Genomic DNA, 16,479 nt, shown 5'->3' with positions numbered 1-16,479 from the left:
TCTTTAGGCTTATTACCTTCAAATGCGGCTGCAAATATAAGTCAGTATTCCAATTGTTTGCAACCTAATTTTGCTATTTAACTTTAAAATAACACATTTAGCAAATAGTGTTAATAATCGTTATAGAATAACTAAGAAAACACCTTTTATAATGTTCCTCTTTTTGCCTGTTCACGTTCAATAGATTCAAATAAAGCTTTAAAATTACCTGCACCAAAGCCACGAGCTCCCATACGTTGAATAATTTCAAAGAATAAAGTTGGTCTATCTTCTACAGGTTTTGTAAAAATTTGAAGTAAATAACCTTCTTCATCGGCATCTATCATAATCCCTAGAGATTTTAGCTTTTCGATATCTTCTCTCAATTCATGGCTAAACTCTTCTAAACGCCCTGGAACAGCAGCGTAATATGCCTCTGGAGGGGTTGATAGGAATTCTATTCCTCTTTCTCTCAATTGCCCTACTGTTTTTATAATATCGTCGGTTGCAACAGCAATGTGTTGTACCCCTGAGCCTTCGTAAAAATCTAAATATTCTTCTATTTGCGATTTTTTCTTGCCTTCGGCGGGTTCATTAATTGGAAACTTTATTCTTCCGTTACCGTTACTCATTACCTTACTCATCAGGGCAGAATATTCTGTATGAATTTGCTTATCATCAAAAGACAAGAAGTTAACAAAGCCCATTACATCTTCATACCACTTTACCCATTTATTCATCTCATTCCAGCCTACATTGCCTACCATGTGATCTATAAACTTAAGTCCTACAGGCTCTGGGTTATAGTCTGTTTTCCATTCGGTGAAGCCTGGCATAAAAACACCCTTATAGTTTTTCCTCTCTACAAACATGTGTACCGTTTCTCCGTAAGTATAAATACCAGCTCTTACTACTTCTCCATGTTCATCGGTCTCTACTGTTGGCTCCATATATGATTTTGCGCCTCGTTTTGTAGTTTCTTCCCAAGATTTACGTGCATCTTCTACCCAAAGTGCTATTATTTTTACACCATCGCCATGTTTTACAATATGTTCGTTAATAGGGCTTTTTGAATTTAATGGTGTGGTTAAAACCAAACGAATTTTATCTTGTTTTAATACGTAAGAAACCTTATCTCTACTGCCTGTTTCTAATCCTTTATAGGCGTATGATTGAAACCCAAAAGCGGACTTATAAAAATGCGCCGCCTGTTTAGCGTTCCCTACATAAAATTCTACGTAATCTGTTCCCAATAATGGAAGAAAATCTTGTGCGCCATCAAAAATTTTTTCTAATCCGTAGTTTACAGATTTTATTTCTTTACTCATAATGTTTTGTTTTTTTAAGTTAGTGGAATAATGTACATCTCTAAAAGTGAAACATTACCACATGGCTCGCATTTGCGAGGCTATTGCTAAGCTTTCCATTAGACAAATTATTTTTATTTTAGAGCTATTAAACAACTACTCAAGCCAAGATTTATAATAGGAATCATCGGCAATTGCCAAACCTTCTTCTGTAATTTGTAAAGGCTTAAAGGTATCTACCATTACGGCAAGTTCTTCGGTTTGGGTTTTTCCTATGCTACGTTCAGTAGCACCAGGATGAGGCCCGTGCGGAATTCCTGCTGGGTGCAATGAGATATGTCCTGCTTCAATATCGTTACGGCTCATAAAATCGCCGTCTACATAATACAATACCTCATCGCTATCGATGTTACTATGGTTGTATGGTGCAGGAATACTTTCTGGGTGATAATCGTATAAACGCGGACAGAAAGAACAAACAACAAAAGCATCGGTCTCGAAGGTCTGATGCACTGGTGGCGGCTGATGCACGCGCCCTGTTATTGGTTCAAAATCGTGTATTGAAAATGCGTAAGGATAGTTATAGCCATCATAACCTACCACATCGAAAGGATGTGAGGCATAAACCATATCGATCACTTCGTCTTGTTTTTTTAGTTTTATTAAAAAATCGCCCGATTCGTTATAGGTTTCCAACTCCTGTGGTCGGCGGAGGTCGCGTTCACAAAATGGAGAGTGTTCTAAGAGTTGCCCAAAATAATTTCGATAACGTTTTGGGGTATAAATAGGCCGTCTAGATTCTACAATAAACAAGCGATTATCTGTGGTGTCAAAATCTATTTTATAAATAATTCCTCTAGGAATTAATAGGTAATCGCCATATTTAAAGTCTAAATTTCCTAATAGAGTTCTTAACTTCCCGCTTCCTTTATGGATAAAAATAAGCTCATCGGCATCGGCGTTTTTATAGAAATAGTTATTTGTACTTTCTTGCGGAGCTGCCAAAATAATACTGCAATCCGTATTGGTAAGCACTGTTTTACGACTTTCTAAGTAATCTGCTTCGGGTTTTATTTGAAACCCTTTAAAACGATAAGATTTTATATTATTAGCATCGGCAATTTTTGGCGATACATTTTTACGCCCTAGAATTTCCTTTACTTGTGTTGGCCGTTGTTCATGATACAAATTAGCATACATCCCATCGAAGCCTATGGTTCCGAAGAGTTGTTCGTAATACAAGCTTCCGTCGGGTTTTCTAAATTGTGTATGCCGCTTGTGCGGTATTTTTCCTAATTGATGATAAAAAGGCATTTTTATTTTGGGTTTTTAGCAAATATCGTAATTTTTTTCGGTTTAAACATAGTGAAAATTCACCAATCCTTATTGCTTATTAACAGATAACTATTAAAACCAAAAACCTAAACTAAAAAACCATTGTCCTTCTTTTAATTCTGGCGAGTAGGTATATTTTGCTTCTAAAGGGCCTAAAATAGTTTCTACCCCATAGCCTAAACCAAAGCCTGTGTATTTTGGAGATTTAAACCAATCGCCATCTTGAAAAAGGTCATCATCTACATTAGCTATATTATAGCTTGCTGTAAGGTGGTGTTTATTAAAGGGTTGATAATCTATTTCGAATAACGTTTTTATAAAGCTATCGCCAGATATGGCTAAATAATCGTAGCCCAAAAAGTGCTCTATATGGTTTACATAGTTATTTCCGTAGCCTCCTAAGAAAAAGTTTAAGGTGGTCATTTCTGTTTCGCCTATCCTAAAGCCTCCTTGTGAAGATAAACGAGCGGAAAATTTCTTGGAAATAGGCAGAGCAAAGCCTATATACGCCTTGGAGATAGAAAACTCCGAAAACTCGAAAGATGATTTTGTTTCGAATAAATAAATATCTGTACGTCCATAAAATTTAAATCCACGTGTAGGAAAGTATGCATTGTTGTAGGTATCTACAGCTAAATAACCTAGAACGCCAAATAAATTGCTCTCCTCTAAAACCGTAACAGGAATTTGGTTTGTATTTATTGTATTGCCTAACAAAATGGTTTCTGTGTCTAATTTTGTGTATTTATGCTCTGCTCCTAAACCAAATTTCACATTTTTGGTAAGAAAAGTTTCGGCATAAAACGTATTGGTTAAATCGAGGTATTCTAGTTTTATTTTATTGATATTGAATAAGTCGTCTGGAATATTTTTTCGTAAAAAATCTAGTCTCACATCGTGGTCAAACTTATTGAGCGTTGAGTTTAGGCCTACACTCCAATAGGCACCTTTGTCTATATAATAATCAAATTTATACCGAATGTTATCTCCAAAAACAAAATCTAGGTTTAAAATATCATTTTTAAAGAAAGTCCCTTGCCTTGTAAGGTTAAATAACGCGGCACTTTTATACAGCTCGTCATAATGAAGCGCAAGTCTTAGGCTGGCATCTTTTTTAGATTCCTCTATCTTGAGTATTAAATCCTGTTTATTACTTGGTTTTGATTTTAATTTATATTCTATTTTTTGAAAATTACCTGTTGCAGAAAGCCTGTTTATACCTTCATTTAAGGCTGTATATGAAATAGCTTCTCCTTCTTTAATTTTCAGTTTTCCTTTAATATAACTTCTTGGAAAAGTAGTGCTTCCTGTAATGTTTATATTCTCTAAAGCTATTGTATTTTGAAGTTCTAGCGGTTTTCTTGTTTGTTTTTTAGATTGTTTTGATGCTAATTCTTTTAATGCAAAATAGTGTTTATAAGCAACTTTTTCTCCTTCTGCAATAATGGCGTCTCCTTTATCGAAGGAAAGAATACTAAATGCTGTGATATTAGGTTTTATGTATAAATCGGTTTTTGTTTCTTTTCCTTTCATGGCTTTTATGGTACGGAAGTTATTTACTTGGTTCATAACTTCAATAGCGGTTTTAAGCTTTTTTCTATCCACCAAAGAGTCTTGAACATCTACCCCTATAATATAATTTACTCCACGTTTACGCATTTCTTCCAGCGGATAATTGTTTACAACTCCTCCATCTACAATTAGTTTTCCGTCTATTTTAATAGGACTAAACAAGGACGGGATAGAACCGCTTGCGGCAACAACCTGAGGAAGATCTCCTTTATCAAAAAGCACTTCTTCTCCTGTTTCAATATTAGTTCCTATACAGAAAAACGGAATTGGTAATTCTTTAAAATCATTTATCTCTGCTACTGGAGCCATTAACTGAGCTAACAAATTATATACATTTTGCCCTTTAGAAAGCCCTGAAGGCACTTTTATTTTCCACTTTTCTAGCGGTAAGCTTACTGCGTACCTCTCGTCTTCCTCTTTCTGATAAAAGCTTTTTATGTTTCTGGGTAAATCATCTCGTATAAGTTCTTCAAAATTAGTACTTCTAAAAATTGAATCTAATTGTTGTGGAGAATATCCAGCCGCATACAAAGAGCCTATCATTGCCCCCATGCTTGTTCCGCCAACATAATCTACACGTACACCTGTTTCTTCTAATACTTTAAGCACGCCTATATGTGCTAAACCTTTTGCTCCTCCTCCAGAAAGCACTAAACCTACTTTTATATCATTCTGCTTGGTTTGGGCATTAGTAAACCACAAACCAATCCACATAATAAAAACTAAACAACAAATTACTTTTTTCATGTGTCTCTATTTTTTGCTTTTCTTATAAGGTTTATTATATATGTTTAAATCCTAGTTTATTTTCCGTCTTCATGAAAATAATTATAAACCAATGTTGCTTTAGCTACGCCAACAATATTTGTAAGTTTTTCTTTAGAAGCTTTTTCTATATTTTTTACCGATCTTAATTGCCGTAATAAAGCCACAGCGGTTTTTTCTCCCACTCCAGGGATTTCCTGAAGCGAGGTTCCTAAAGCATTTTTACTACGCTGATCGCGATGAAAGGTAATCCCGAATCGGTGTGCTTCGTTACGAAGGTGTTGAATAACTTTTAAAGTTTCAGATTTTTTGTCTAAATATAAAGGGTATTTATCTCCTGGATAAAACAGTTCTTCTAGACGCTTAGCAATGCCAACAATGGCTATTTTTCCGCGTAAATCTAACTGCTCTAATGCTTTAAGCGCAGATGATAATTGCCCCTTTCCGCCATCGATAATAATAAGTTGAGGCAAGGGTTCATTTTCGTTTAACAAGCGCCGGTAACGCCGATAAACCACTTCTTCCATAGAGGCAAAATCATCAGGACCTTCTACGGTTTTTATATTAAATTTTCGATAATCTTTTTTACTTGGTTTTCCGTTTTTAAAAACCACACAAGCTGCAACAGGGTTTGTTCCTTGAATGTTAGAATTGTCAAAACATTCTATATGTCTAGGTTCTTCGTGTAAGCGCAAATCTTTTTTCATCTGTGCCATTAACCTGTTTACATGCCTATCTGGGTCTACAATTTTAATTTGTTTAAAGCGTTCCTGCCTATAATATCTTGCATTACGGGTAGAAAGGTCTAGTATAGCTTTTTTATCGCCCAGTTTAGGGATTGTTAGTGTTACACCTTCTTCTACCGTGATTTTAAACGGAACGTAAATCTCTCTAGATAGTGAATGAAAACGTTGACGTATTTCGGTTACCGCTAAATTGAGTAACTCTTTATCGGTTTCATCCAGTTTCTTTTTAAACTCCATGGTATGCGAGCGCACAATAGATCCGTGAGAAATTTGCAAAAAATTCACATAAGCAAAAGCCTCATCGCTTACAATACTAAAAACATCAACATTATTAATTTTAGGATTTACTACCGTAGATTTGGCTTGGTATTTTTCTAGCACTTCAATTTTTTCTTTAATTCGTTGTGCGTCTTCAAATTCCATACGTGCAGCATAGGCTAGCATTTGCTCTCTAAACTTCGCTAAAGAGTCTTTAAAATCTCCTTTTAATATTTGTTTAATATGTGTTATCTGCTGGTTGTATTCTTGTTCTGTTTGGAAATCTTCACAAGGACCTTTGCAATTTCCTAAGTGATATTCTAAACATACTTTGTACTTTCCTGAATTAATTTTTTCCGAAGCCAAATCATAATTACACGTACGTATGGCATACAAATCTTTTATCAAATCTAACAATGTAGAGATGGTTTTAAAACTTGTATAAGGACCAAAATATTGACTCCCATCTTTTAACAACCTTCGGGTAGAAAAAATACGCGGAAAACGTTCATTTTTTATACATAGCCACGGGTAGGTTTTATCGTCTTTTAAAAGTACATTAAACCGAGGCTGATACTTTTTAATCAAGTTGTTTTCTAACAACAACGCATCGGTTTCTGTATTAACAACAATATGTTCTATTCTTGCTATTTTTTTTACTAAAATGGCTATACGTTTACTATCGTGCCTTTTGGTAAAGTACGAGTTAACCCTTTTTTTTAAGTTTTTTGCTTTTCCTACATAAAGTATTTTCCCGTCTTTATCAAAGTACTGATATACTCCCGGGCTAACTGGCAAGGTTTTTAATTGAATATCCAACGAGGTAGATTCCATAAAAACCAAAAATAAACTATATTTCGCACCTTTTAGCACGCCTATCTATTTTTATTATTAAAATTAAGTGAAGTTTAAATGTTTTCTTGGAAATAGGTCGCTACTTTTAGTAAATTGCAGTATGGGTAAAAAAATAATAGGACGAATAGATAAAGCTAATTTCCCCGAATTAGCCTTAACTGAAATTGCCATCAAAATAGATACAGGAGCATACACATCCTCTATACATTGTTCTGAAATTTATGTAGAAAACAAGCTTTTGCATTGTAAAATTTTAGATCCAGATCATCCTAATTATAATGATAGAAAATTTATTTTTAGAGACTTTAAAAGCATCCGCGTAAAAAGCAGTAATGGCATTGCAGAAAATCGTTATGAAATAAAAACCCAAATCGAATTGTTTAATAAAACATATAAAATAGCCTTATCCTTAAGCAACCGAAAAGAAATGAAGTACCCTGTACTTATCGGGAGGAGGTTTTTAACCAAAAAATTTATCGTCGATACAGAACTTGCTAACATTTCTTTTAATCAACAAGCAAATAATCATGAATATTAAAATTCTATCTAGAAACAAAAATCTATATTCCACAAAACGTCTTGTAGAAGCTGCACAAAAACGCAAACACACTGTCGAAGTGGTAGACCCCTTAAAATGCGATATTGTTATTGAGCGCAGAAAACCACACATCTATTACAAAGGCGATTATATTAGAGATGTTGATGCTATTATCCCTCGTATAGGCTCATCAGTAACTTTTTACGGCACAGCCGTTGTACGCCAATTTGAAATGATGGGTACTTTTAGCACCACAGGCTCAGAAGCACTTGTTCGTAGTCGCGATAAATTACGTAGTTTACAAATGCTATCTAAATCTAAAATTGGACTCCCAAAAACAGTATTCACCAATTACTCTCGTGATGTTGAAGGTGTAATCGAACAGGTTGGCGGTACTCCCTTGGTTATAAAATTACTTGAAGGAACCCAAGGTCTTGGTGTTGTACTTGCCGAAACTAAAAATGCAGCAAAATCTGTTATTGAAGCCTTTAATGGGTTACAAGCACGTGTAATAGTTCAAGAATTTATAAAAGAAGCTAAAGGAGCCGACATCAGAGCTTTTGTTGTAGACGGCCACGTAGTAGGAGCCATGAAACGCCAAGGGAAAGAAGGTGAATTTCGCTCTAACCTTCATCGTGGAGGAAGTGCCGAAATTATTGAGCTTTCTGACGAAGAAGAAGTAGCTGCTGTACGTGCCGCTAAAGCTTTAGGGCTAGGGGTTGCCGGAGTAGACTTATTACAAAGTGATAGAGGCCCTTTAATTCTTGAGGTAAACTCTTCTCCAGGGCTTGAAGGCATCGAAAAAGCAACAGGAAAAGATATTGCCCGTACAATTATAAGATACATAGAGAAAAATGTATAAAAATGGGATATATAGACCAAAAAAACAACCTACATATTCTAGGACACAAGCTATTACCTGGCACTAAAACACGCATAAACTTTAACACTGCCAAGCATTTTACTTCTGGTTCTGTAGAGGTACCTGTAATTGTAGAGCGTGCTAAAAAACCTGGACCAGTAATGCTAATTACAGGTGGCTTACATGGTGATGAAATTAATGGTGTAGAAATTGTACGTCAACTTATTTCTAAAAAAATAAACAAACCTCAACAAGGCACCATTATTTGTATCCCCGTAATAAATATTTTTGGTTTTTTACAGCTACAACGAGAGTTTCCTGACGGAAGAGATTTGAACAGAATGTTTCCTGGTTCTAAAAATGGCGCTTTAGCGAGTAGATTTGCCTACCAATTTACTCAAGAGATTTTACCTGTTGCCAATTATTGTTTAGATTTTCACACAGGAGGCGCCAGCCGATTTAATGCTGCACAAATACGCATAGATAACAATAACAAGGAAAACATAAACCTTGCAAAGATATTTAATGCTCCTTTTACAATCTATGCTAAAACCATTTCAAAATCTTATCGCGAAGCTTGTGCAAAAAAAGGTATCCCAACGTTACTCTTTGAAGGAGGAAAATCGTTAGATAACAACCCCGATATTGCTCAAGCGGGTATTAATGGTACCATTAGGGTATTACATTATTTAGGTATGCTAAACCCTAATATTACACTCCCTCAAGAAACAAGCAAAAGCATCTTAATTTCTACAACAGCATGGATACGTGCAAAATATAGCGGTTTGCTTCATATAAAAATACCCATAGGAAAACAAGTAGAAAAAGGAGAGCATATCGCTACAATTACCGATCCTTACGGGAGTTTTAAACACAAAGTAAAAGCCCCTAATAACGGCTATATCATCAATATTAATCAGGCTCCCTTAGTGTATCAAGGAGATGCTATTTTTCATATCACTAAAGATTAATGTTTACAGTTAAAAATAAACTCCGCCAACAGTATAAAGCAAAAAGAAAAGCACTAAACCCTCTGCAAATAGAGGAGCTAAGCCTTACTATAGCAAACAATTGCTTAACCTTACCCATTTGGAAAAAGAGCAATTATCACCTTTTTTTAAGCATTCAGAACCAGTATGAAATAGATACGAGTTTCTTATTAAATATTTTACAAGGAAAAGATAAAAATGTAATTGTCGCTAAAAGCAATTTTAAAACCCTAGAGATGGAGCATTTTTTACTTACCGATAATACTCCTATAAAAATAAACACCTACGGTATTCCTGAACCACAATCAGGCATTAGCATTCCGCCTAGTAGTATAGATGTTGTTTTTATTCCTCTTTTAGCTTATGATAGTTTTGGAAATAGAGTTGGTTACGGAAAAGGATTTTACGACCGTTTTTTAGAAAAATGTCCTAAAGATTGTATAAAAATCGGATTATCATTCTTCCCTCCAGAAAAAACAACAATTACTACCAATGAAAATGATATTCCATTAGATTTTTGCGTAACTCCAGAAAAAAATTATAGTTTTAATAAAAAATAAGCTACCTGTTTTCTAGGCTTCTTTATTTTCTTCCTTCGGAAAAGCTTTCTTGTTAAAAATAAGCAACAAAACAAAACCTACAAAAATACAAGAATCTGCTATATTAAAAACAGGGTCAAAAAAGGTAAAGTATTGCCCGCCCCAAAACGGAATCCATTCTGGCAGATAACCGCTCCATAGTGGAAAGTAAAGCATATCTACCACTTTTCCATGAAATAAAGTGCCGTAACCTCCACCCTCGGGCATAAATGTGGCTAATTGTCCATGACTATCGTTAAATATAATACCATAGAAAACAGAGTCTATTATATTACCCATAGCTCCAGAAAAAATAAGCGATATCCCGGCTATTAAAACAGCGGTTGCTTTTTTCTTAACCGAATCCCACAACCAATAGCCAATCCCTACAATAGCTACAAGCCTAAATAAGGTAAGGGCAAGTTTGCCGTATTCTCCAGGAATTTGAGCACCCCAAGCCATGCCTTCGTTTTCTACAAAAAGAATCCTAAACCAATCAAACACTTTTATTTCTTCTCCTATCATAAAATTGGTTTTTATGTAAAATTTAGAAACCTGATCGATTAACAGAAGAACAAAAATTAATATTCCAGCTTTTTTAAGACTCATGTATTTAATGTATAAAATTAAGCCACAAAAATAGTGTTTTTTGTGGCATTTTAAGTTAGAAATTAAAACACTGTTTTAGTGTTATTTCTGCATATTTTTAGCTTCGATACTCAACGTAGCGTGTGGTACTAAGCGTAAACGTTCTTTTTTTATAAGTTTTCCCGTTACACGGCAAATCCCGTAGGTTTTATTTTCTATACGGATAAGTGCATTTTTTAAATCTCTAATAAACTTTTCTTGACGAATGGCTAACTGAGAGTTTGCTTCTTTACTCATGGTTTCGCTCCCTTCATCAAAGGCTTTAAAGGTAGGCGATGTATCATCGGTACCATTGTTACTATCGTTAGTATAAGCACTTTGATAAACTTCGAGTTGTGCTTGTGCTTTCTCTATTTTTTCTAAGATAATTGTTTTAAACTCTGCTAAATCAGCATCGCTATAACGGTCTTTAATTTCTTGGTTGTTCATTTTTCTAATTTTTTTTAATCGCCATTTTCGTTTTCACGCCATCAAATTCTAGTTCTTCTCCTTCGTCTAGGTTATCGACAAAATTAAGCGATTCTGTTAAAGTTTCATTTCTAATATACAACATATTCTCTAAAACAGCCTCTTGTAATATGTCATCTTTTTGCAACTCTATAATAATTTTATCGGTAACGTCAAAACCTGTGTTTTTACGTTGGTTTTGGATTCTGTTAATCAATTCTCGTGCCAAGCCTTCTTTTTTAAGCTCATCTGTAATGTTTACATCTAAAGCCACAGTAAGTCCCGCATTGGTAGCAACTAACCAGCCTTCGATATCTTCCGAAATAATTTCTACATCGTCTAGTAATAGTGTAATTGTTTCCTCTCCTACCGATAGTTGCAATTCGCCTTTACTTTCTATTGTAGCAATCGCCTCTGCCTCTAATGTATTTATAAGTGCTGCCACTTGCTTCATTTGTTTCCCAAACCTTGGCCCTAAACGCTTAAAGTTTGGTTTGATGGTTTTTACCAATATTCCAGAAGCGTCATCGATAAGCTCTATTTCTTTTACATTCACCTCCGACTTGATGAGGTCTGCTACGGCTAGTATTTCTTGTTTTATATTTTCGTCCAGTACTGGTATCATAATACGCTGTAATGGCTGCCTTACTTTTATTTTTTCTTTTTTTCGTAAAGAAAGAACTAAGGAGGAAATTATTTGAGCTTTCTCCATTTTTCTTTCTAATTGCCCCTTTATCATTGCTTTATCTTGCACAGGGAAACTTGCCAAATGTACACTTTCTTCTTTTTCTGTTTGTGTTGTTTTTGTTAAGTCTTTATAAAGTCTATCGGCATAAAAAGGAGCTATTGGGGACATTAATTTAGCTGTCGTTAACAAGCAAGTGTATAATGTTTGGTATGCAGATATTTTATCTTCGGCATATTCGCCTTTCCAAAACCTGCGTCTGCATAAACGAACATACCAGTTGCTTAAATTTTCTTGAACAAAATCTGATATTGCTCTGGCTGCTTTTGTAGGCTCGTATGTATTGTAAAATTCATCTACCTTTTCTATTAGTGTGTGCAGTTCAGATAATATCCATTGGTCTATCTCTGGTCGTTTATCTAGCGGGATATTTGGCTCTGAATAAGCAAAGCCATCAATATTTGCATAAAGAGCAAAAAACGAGTAGGTATTGTATAATGTTCCAAAAAATTTACGTCTAACCTCAGCAATTCCCTCTATGTCAAACTTTAAATTATCCCATGGGTTTGCATTGGAAATCATATACCAACGCGTGGCATCTGGCCCAAAATCGGCAAGTGTTTGAAAAGGATCTACAGCATTGCCTAAACGTTTAGACATTTTTTGCCCATGTTTATCAAGCACCAATCCGTTAGAAACTACATTTTTATAGGCAACATCATCAAATACCATGGTTGCGATAGCGTGCAAGGTATAAAACCAACCTCTTGTTTGGTCAACCCCTTCAGCTATAAAATCGGCTTTACGCCAAGTTTCTTCTACCAAAGTTTTGTTTTCGAATGGGTAATGCCATTGCGCGTAAGGCATAGAACCAGAGTCGAACCAAACATCAATTAAATCGGCCTCTCGCTTCATGGGTTTTCCTTTAGAAGAAACCAAAACAATTTTATCTACAATATTTTTATGTAAATCTATTTGATTATAGTTTTCCTCACTCATATCGCCTTCTACAAAACCTGCAAACAGGTTTTCTTTCATCACCCCTGCTGTTACCGCTTTTTGCATTTCTGCTTTTAACTCAGCTACAGAACCCATTATTTTTTCTTCTGTACCATCTTCTGTACGCCAAATAGGTAGCGGAATTCCCCAGAAACGAGAACGCGATAAATTCCAATCGTTAGCGTTTGCTAGCCAATTGCCAAAGCGCCCTTCTCCAGTTGAGGCAGGTTTCCAATTAATTCCTGTATTTAGTTCATGCATACGCCCTTTAACATCGGTTACTTTTATAAACCAAGAATCTAATGGGTAGTATAAGATAGGTTTATCGGTTCGCCAGCAGTTAGGGTAACTGTGCACATATTTTTCTACATTAAAAGCTTTATTTTGCTCTTTTAGCAAAATAGCTAATTCTACATCTACCGATTTTTCTGGAGCTTGCCCCTCATCGTAATATTCGTTTTTTACATACTTTCCTGCAAACTCACCCATTTCTGGTCTAAAACGCCCTTGTAAATCTACCAAAGGTACAAGGTTATCGTTTTTATCTTTTACCAACATTGGAGGTACGGGTGGGGTAGCATTTTTTGCTACCATGGCATCATCTGCTCCAAAGGTTGGCGCAGTATGTACAATACCTGTACCATCCTCGGTAGTTACAAAATCTCCCGAAATCACTCTAAAAGCATTTTCTGGATTTTCTGCAGGTAATGCAAATGGTAATAGTTGTTCGTATTTAGCGCCTACCAAAGTGCTTCCTAAAAAGCTATCGCCTACGTAAAAAGGAATTTTCTTATCGCCTTTCTTATAAGCTTGCAATTCTGCTACATCTTCAACCGGTATAAATTTTTTCCCGAATTGCTTTTTTACTAAGTTCTTTGCCAAAACTATTGTTATTGGCTCAAACGTATATTGATTATACGTTTTTACCCATACATAATCTATTTTTGGACCTACTGTTAATGCAGTATTCGAAGGAAGCGTCCATGGTGTGGTTGTCCAGGCGATAAAATGAATATCTCCCTCTAGTTGTTGTAAAGCTTCTGGAAGCGTGTTTTTTATGGCTTTAAACTGTGCTGTAACCGTGGTATCGCTTACATCTTGATAAGTTCCTGGTTGATTTAATTCGTGTGAGCTTAAGCCTGTTCCTGCTTTAGGAGAATAAGGTTGAATGGTATAGCCTTTATAGATTAAGCCTTTTTTATAAATTTCGGAAAGCAAATACCAAACGCTTTCCATATATTTAGGTTTATAGGTAATGTATGGGTGATCTAAATCTACCCAATATCCCATTTTCTCTGTAAGGTCTTTCCAAATATCTGTATAACGCATCACTGCAGTTTTACAGGCTTTGTTATACGCTTCTATAGAGATTTTACTCCCAATATCTTCTTTGGTAATTCCTAGTTCTTTCTCTACACCTAACTCTACTGGTAAGCCATGTGTATCCCAACCTGCTTTACGTTTTACTTGGAAGCCTTTTTGTGTTTTATACCTACAAAAAATATCTTTTATAGATCGAGCCATAACATGATGAATACCAGGCAACCCATTGGCAGACGGTGGTCCTTCAAAAAAAACAAAAGGTTTATTTCCTTCACGAGAGGAAATACTCTTATCAAAAATTTCGTTTTTCTTCCAATTTTCTAATTCTTCTTGCGCTATCTGCGGAAGGTCGAAGCCTTTATATTCCGTAAATTTTGTACTCATATTGCTCATTTTCTGATATGATTTTGCGAAATTAATGATTTTTGTTGAACCTTTTCATGCAAACAAAAAGTTATTAAAATAAACTTCGCTATAATTTTCAATAAAACCCTTATTACTTCTTAAAAAGGCTTCTAAAATAAGAAAAATTATCTATCGAAAATCATTTTATAGTTTTGCTTACTTATATTTGCTAAAAAAATAACCTATCATGTCATTTACAGATTTATTCGACTCAGGAGAACACCGTAGAAATTTAGGGCATTTTGCTTCTATTGTAAATTTAGCTGCTATAGACGGTGAGATTAATACCGATGAAGAAAAAGTGCTAAAACGTTTAGCTATAAAATTAGATATTGATGAAACGGAATATATAGAAATCATCAAAAACCCAACAAAGTTTCCTATTAACCCGCCAAACTCTAAACAAAAACGTTTAGAACGTCTTTATGATGCCCTTACCATTATTTTTGCCGATCATGATATGGACGAACAGGAAGCTTTATTATTAAAGCGTTATGCTATAGGTTTAGGTTTCTCTAACGATGATTCTAACAACATTATAAAACGTTCTATTAAGATTTTAGGCGGACGCTTAAGCTTTGACGATTATTTATACCTATTAGAACGCAAGTAATTATTTCTTACTTGCGTTTTCCATAAACTCTTCAGCTTTTTCTACCATTTTTTTGCTTCCGCAGAAAAATGGTACTCGCTGATGAAGTTCTGTTGGCTTTATATCAAGTATTCTTGTAAAACCATCACTTGCTTTCCCTCCTGCCTGCTCTACAATAAAAGCCATCGGGTTACATTCGTATAGTAAACGTAATTTCCCGTTAGAAGATTTTGAACTTTTTGGATATATATAAATACCTCCTTTTATCATATTCCTGTGTACATCAGAAACCAAAGAGCCAATATACCTTGCTGTATAAGGACGATCTCCTTCTTCTGCTTGACAGTATTTTATGTAATCTTTAACCCCTTGAGGGAAATGGTTATAATTCCCTTCATTAATCGAATATATTTTTCCTGTTTCGGGGAATTTCATATTTGGATGAGAAAGGTAATACGTTCCTATAGCTGGGTTTAAGGTAAACCCATTTACTCCGTCGCCCGTAGTATATACCAGCATGGTAGAGGTTCCGTATACAATATAACCTGCAGCAACTTGTTTATTTCCGGGTTGTAAAAAATCTTCTTTCGTTACAGGAGTTCCTACTGGAGTAACCCTACGGTAAATAGAAAAAATAGTTCCTACAGATACGTTTACATCGATATTAGAACTACCGTCTAAAGGATCTATTAAAACCACATATTTATTTTTATGGTCACAATTTTGCCCTTCTATGGTAATAAAATCATCGTTTTCTTCAGAGGCTATCCCGCAAACAATCTCTCTATTAGTAAGGGTTTCTATAAAACGCTCGTTAGCATAAACATCTAGTTTTTGCTGTTCTTCTCCTTGTACATTTACCCCACCAATAGCTCCTGTAATATCTACCAAACCTGCTTTGTTCACCTCATGGTTTACAACTTTTGCAGCTAAACGAATAGAATTTATTAACCGCGAAAGCTCTCCTGAAGTATAAGCAAAAGACGATTGATTCTCTATAATAAACTCTCCTATAGTTTGATTTTTTGCAGGCATGATTTTTTTAATTTTATCGAGCAAAAATAGAAAAAAAGATACAGCAATCCTTATTTTTACCAAAAAAGCAACCTAAGTATTATGAATATTTCAATTAGAAAAGCAAGCCCTACAGATACAAAAGATATTTTACGCCTTATTAACGAGTTGGCAATTTTTGAAAATGAACCCGATGCCGTAGAAATAACCGAAAAAGATTTACTTGAAAATGGCTTTGGAGAACAACCTCTTTTTTCTTGCCTTGTTGCCGAAATAGACACTCATATTTGCGGGCTAGCCCTTTATTATCACCGATTTTCTACCTGGAAAGGAAAAAGCATTCATCTAGAAGACCTGATTGTAGAAGAAGCTTATCGCGGAAATGGCATAGGAAAAAAACTCTACACCGAAGTAATGAAAGATGCTTACCACCAAAATGTAAAACGTGTAGAATGGGCCGTACTTGATTGGAATAAAAACGCAAAAGATTTTTATAAAAATACAGGAGCAACTATTTTTGACGACTGGCAAATTGTACAGTTCAACGAAGAAAACCTAAAACTTTTTGTCGAAAAACAATAA

Annotated in this window: 14 protein-coding genes; 6 read left to right on the top strand and 8 right to left on the bottom strand. The window is 35.1% G+C overall.

The genetic code is table 11. The annotated features are described in order from the left end of the window. Positions 1–146: 146 nt before the first annotated feature. The 4 genes from hppD to uvrC form a co-directional block, all read right to left on the bottom strand. Positions 147–1,307 (bottom strand): 4-hydroxyphenylpyruvate dioxygenase, encoded by a 1,161-nt coding sequence (gene hppD / locus GGR32_RS08140; RefSeq protein ID WP_183477707.1) that lies wholly within the window; start codon positions 1,305–1,307, stop codon positions 147–149. Between the two features lie 135 nt (positions 1,308–1,442). Further along, complete coding sequence (locus GGR32_RS08135) at positions 1,443–2,600, bottom strand: homogentisate 1,2-dioxygenase (RefSeq protein WP_183477706.1); 1,158 nt, start codon at positions 2,598–2,600, stop codon at positions 1,443–1,445. A 93-nt stretch (positions 2,601–2,693) separates the two neighbouring features. Beyond that, on the bottom strand, positions 2,694–4,940 hold the full coding sequence (locus tag GGR32_RS08130; RefSeq protein ID WP_183477705.1) for a patatin-like phospholipase family protein: 2,247 nt from the start codon (positions 4,938–4,940) through the stop codon (positions 2,694–2,696). A gap of 56 nt (positions 4,941–4,996) precedes the next feature. Next, a complete protein-coding gene (uvrC, locus tag GGR32_RS08125; RefSeq protein ID WP_183477704.1) occupies positions 4,997–6,796 on the bottom strand; it encodes an excinuclease ABC subunit UvrC in 1,800 nt (599 codons plus the stop codon). A gap of 121 nt (positions 6,797–6,917) precedes the next feature. Between uvrC and GGR32_RS08120 the strand changes: the two genes are divergently transcribed. Genes GGR32_RS08120 through GGR32_RS08105 form a run of 4 tightly spaced genes read left to right on the top strand, consistent with a single transcriptional unit; the run spans position 6,918 to position 9,766 of the window. Then, positions 6,918–7,355, top strand: coding sequence for an ATP-dependent zinc protease family protein (locus GGR32_RS08120; RefSeq protein ID WP_183477703.1), 438 nt, complete (start codon positions 6,918–6,920; stop codon positions 7,353–7,355). Continuing rightward, complete coding sequence (gene rimK, locus GGR32_RS08115; protein WP_183477702.1) at positions 7,345–8,217, top strand: 30S ribosomal protein S6--L-glutamate ligase; 873 nt, start codon at positions 7,345–7,347, stop codon at positions 8,215–8,217. Before GGR32_RS08120 ends, rimK begins: the two co-directional genes overlap by 11 nt. Positions 8,218–8,219: 2 nt before the next feature. Next, positions 8,220–9,188 (top strand): succinylglutamate desuccinylase/aspartoacylase family protein, encoded by a 969-nt coding sequence (locus GGR32_RS08110; RefSeq protein ID WP_183477701.1) that lies wholly within the window; start codon positions 8,220–8,222, stop codon positions 9,186–9,188. Continuing rightward, positions 9,188–9,766, top strand: coding sequence for a 5-formyltetrahydrofolate cyclo-ligase (locus GGR32_RS08105; RefSeq protein WP_183477700.1), 579 nt, complete (start codon positions 9,188–9,190; stop codon positions 9,764–9,766). Before GGR32_RS08110 ends, GGR32_RS08105 begins: the two co-directional genes overlap by 1 nt. A gap of 12 nt (positions 9,767–9,778) precedes the next feature. Here the strand turns inward: GGR32_RS08105 and GGR32_RS08100 are convergent, their stop codons facing one another. The 3 genes from GGR32_RS08100 to ileS form a co-directional block, all read right to left on the bottom strand. Then, on the bottom strand, positions 9,779–10,393 hold the full coding sequence (locus tag GGR32_RS08100; RefSeq protein ID WP_183477699.1) for a lipoprotein signal peptidase: 615 nt from the start codon (positions 10,391–10,393) through the stop codon (positions 9,779–9,781). Positions 10,394–10,474: 81 nt separating this feature from the next. Further along, on the bottom strand, positions 10,475–10,861 hold the full coding sequence (locus GGR32_RS08095; protein ID WP_183477698.1) for a TraR/DksA family transcriptional regulator: 387 nt from the start codon (positions 10,859–10,861) through the stop codon (positions 10,475–10,477). Positions 10,862–10,865: 4 nt separating this feature from the next. Further along, entirely contained in the window at positions 10,866–14,270 is a 3,405-nt protein-coding gene (gene ileS / locus GGR32_RS08090; RefSeq protein ID WP_183477697.1) for an isoleucine--tRNA ligase, read from the bottom strand. Positions 14,271–14,478: 208 nt separating this feature from the next. On the opposite strand from ileS, the gene GGR32_RS08085 reads away from it, so the two are divergent. Beyond that, on the top strand, positions 14,479–14,904 hold the full coding sequence (locus tag GGR32_RS08085) for a TerB family tellurite resistance protein (RefSeq protein WP_183477696.1): 426 nt from the start codon (positions 14,479–14,481) through the stop codon (positions 14,902–14,904). On the opposite strand, the gene fbp is transcribed toward GGR32_RS08085, so the two are convergent. After that, positions 14,905–15,918: a class 1 fructose-bisphosphatase gene (gene fbp, locus GGR32_RS08080; protein ID WP_183477695.1), complete on the bottom strand. Its 1,014-nt coding sequence runs from the start codon at positions 15,916–15,918 to the stop codon at positions 14,905–14,907. It lies immediately after the preceding gene. 81 nt (positions 15,919–15,999) lie between these two features. On the opposite strand from fbp, the gene GGR32_RS08075 reads away from it, so the two are divergent. Further along, positions 16,000–16,479, top strand: coding sequence for a GNAT family N-acetyltransferase (locus GGR32_RS08075; RefSeq protein ID WP_183477694.1), 480 nt, complete (start codon positions 16,000–16,002; stop codon positions 16,477–16,479).

The organism is Mesonia hippocampi, from assembly GCF_014197445.1.
Taxonomy (GTDB): domain Bacteria; phylum Bacteroidota; class Bacteroidia; order Flavobacteriales; family Flavobacteriaceae; genus Mesonia; species Mesonia hippocampi.
The sequence above is the reverse complement of the archived record's forward strand: the minus strand, read 5'-3'. Positions and strand labels throughout refer to the sequence as shown.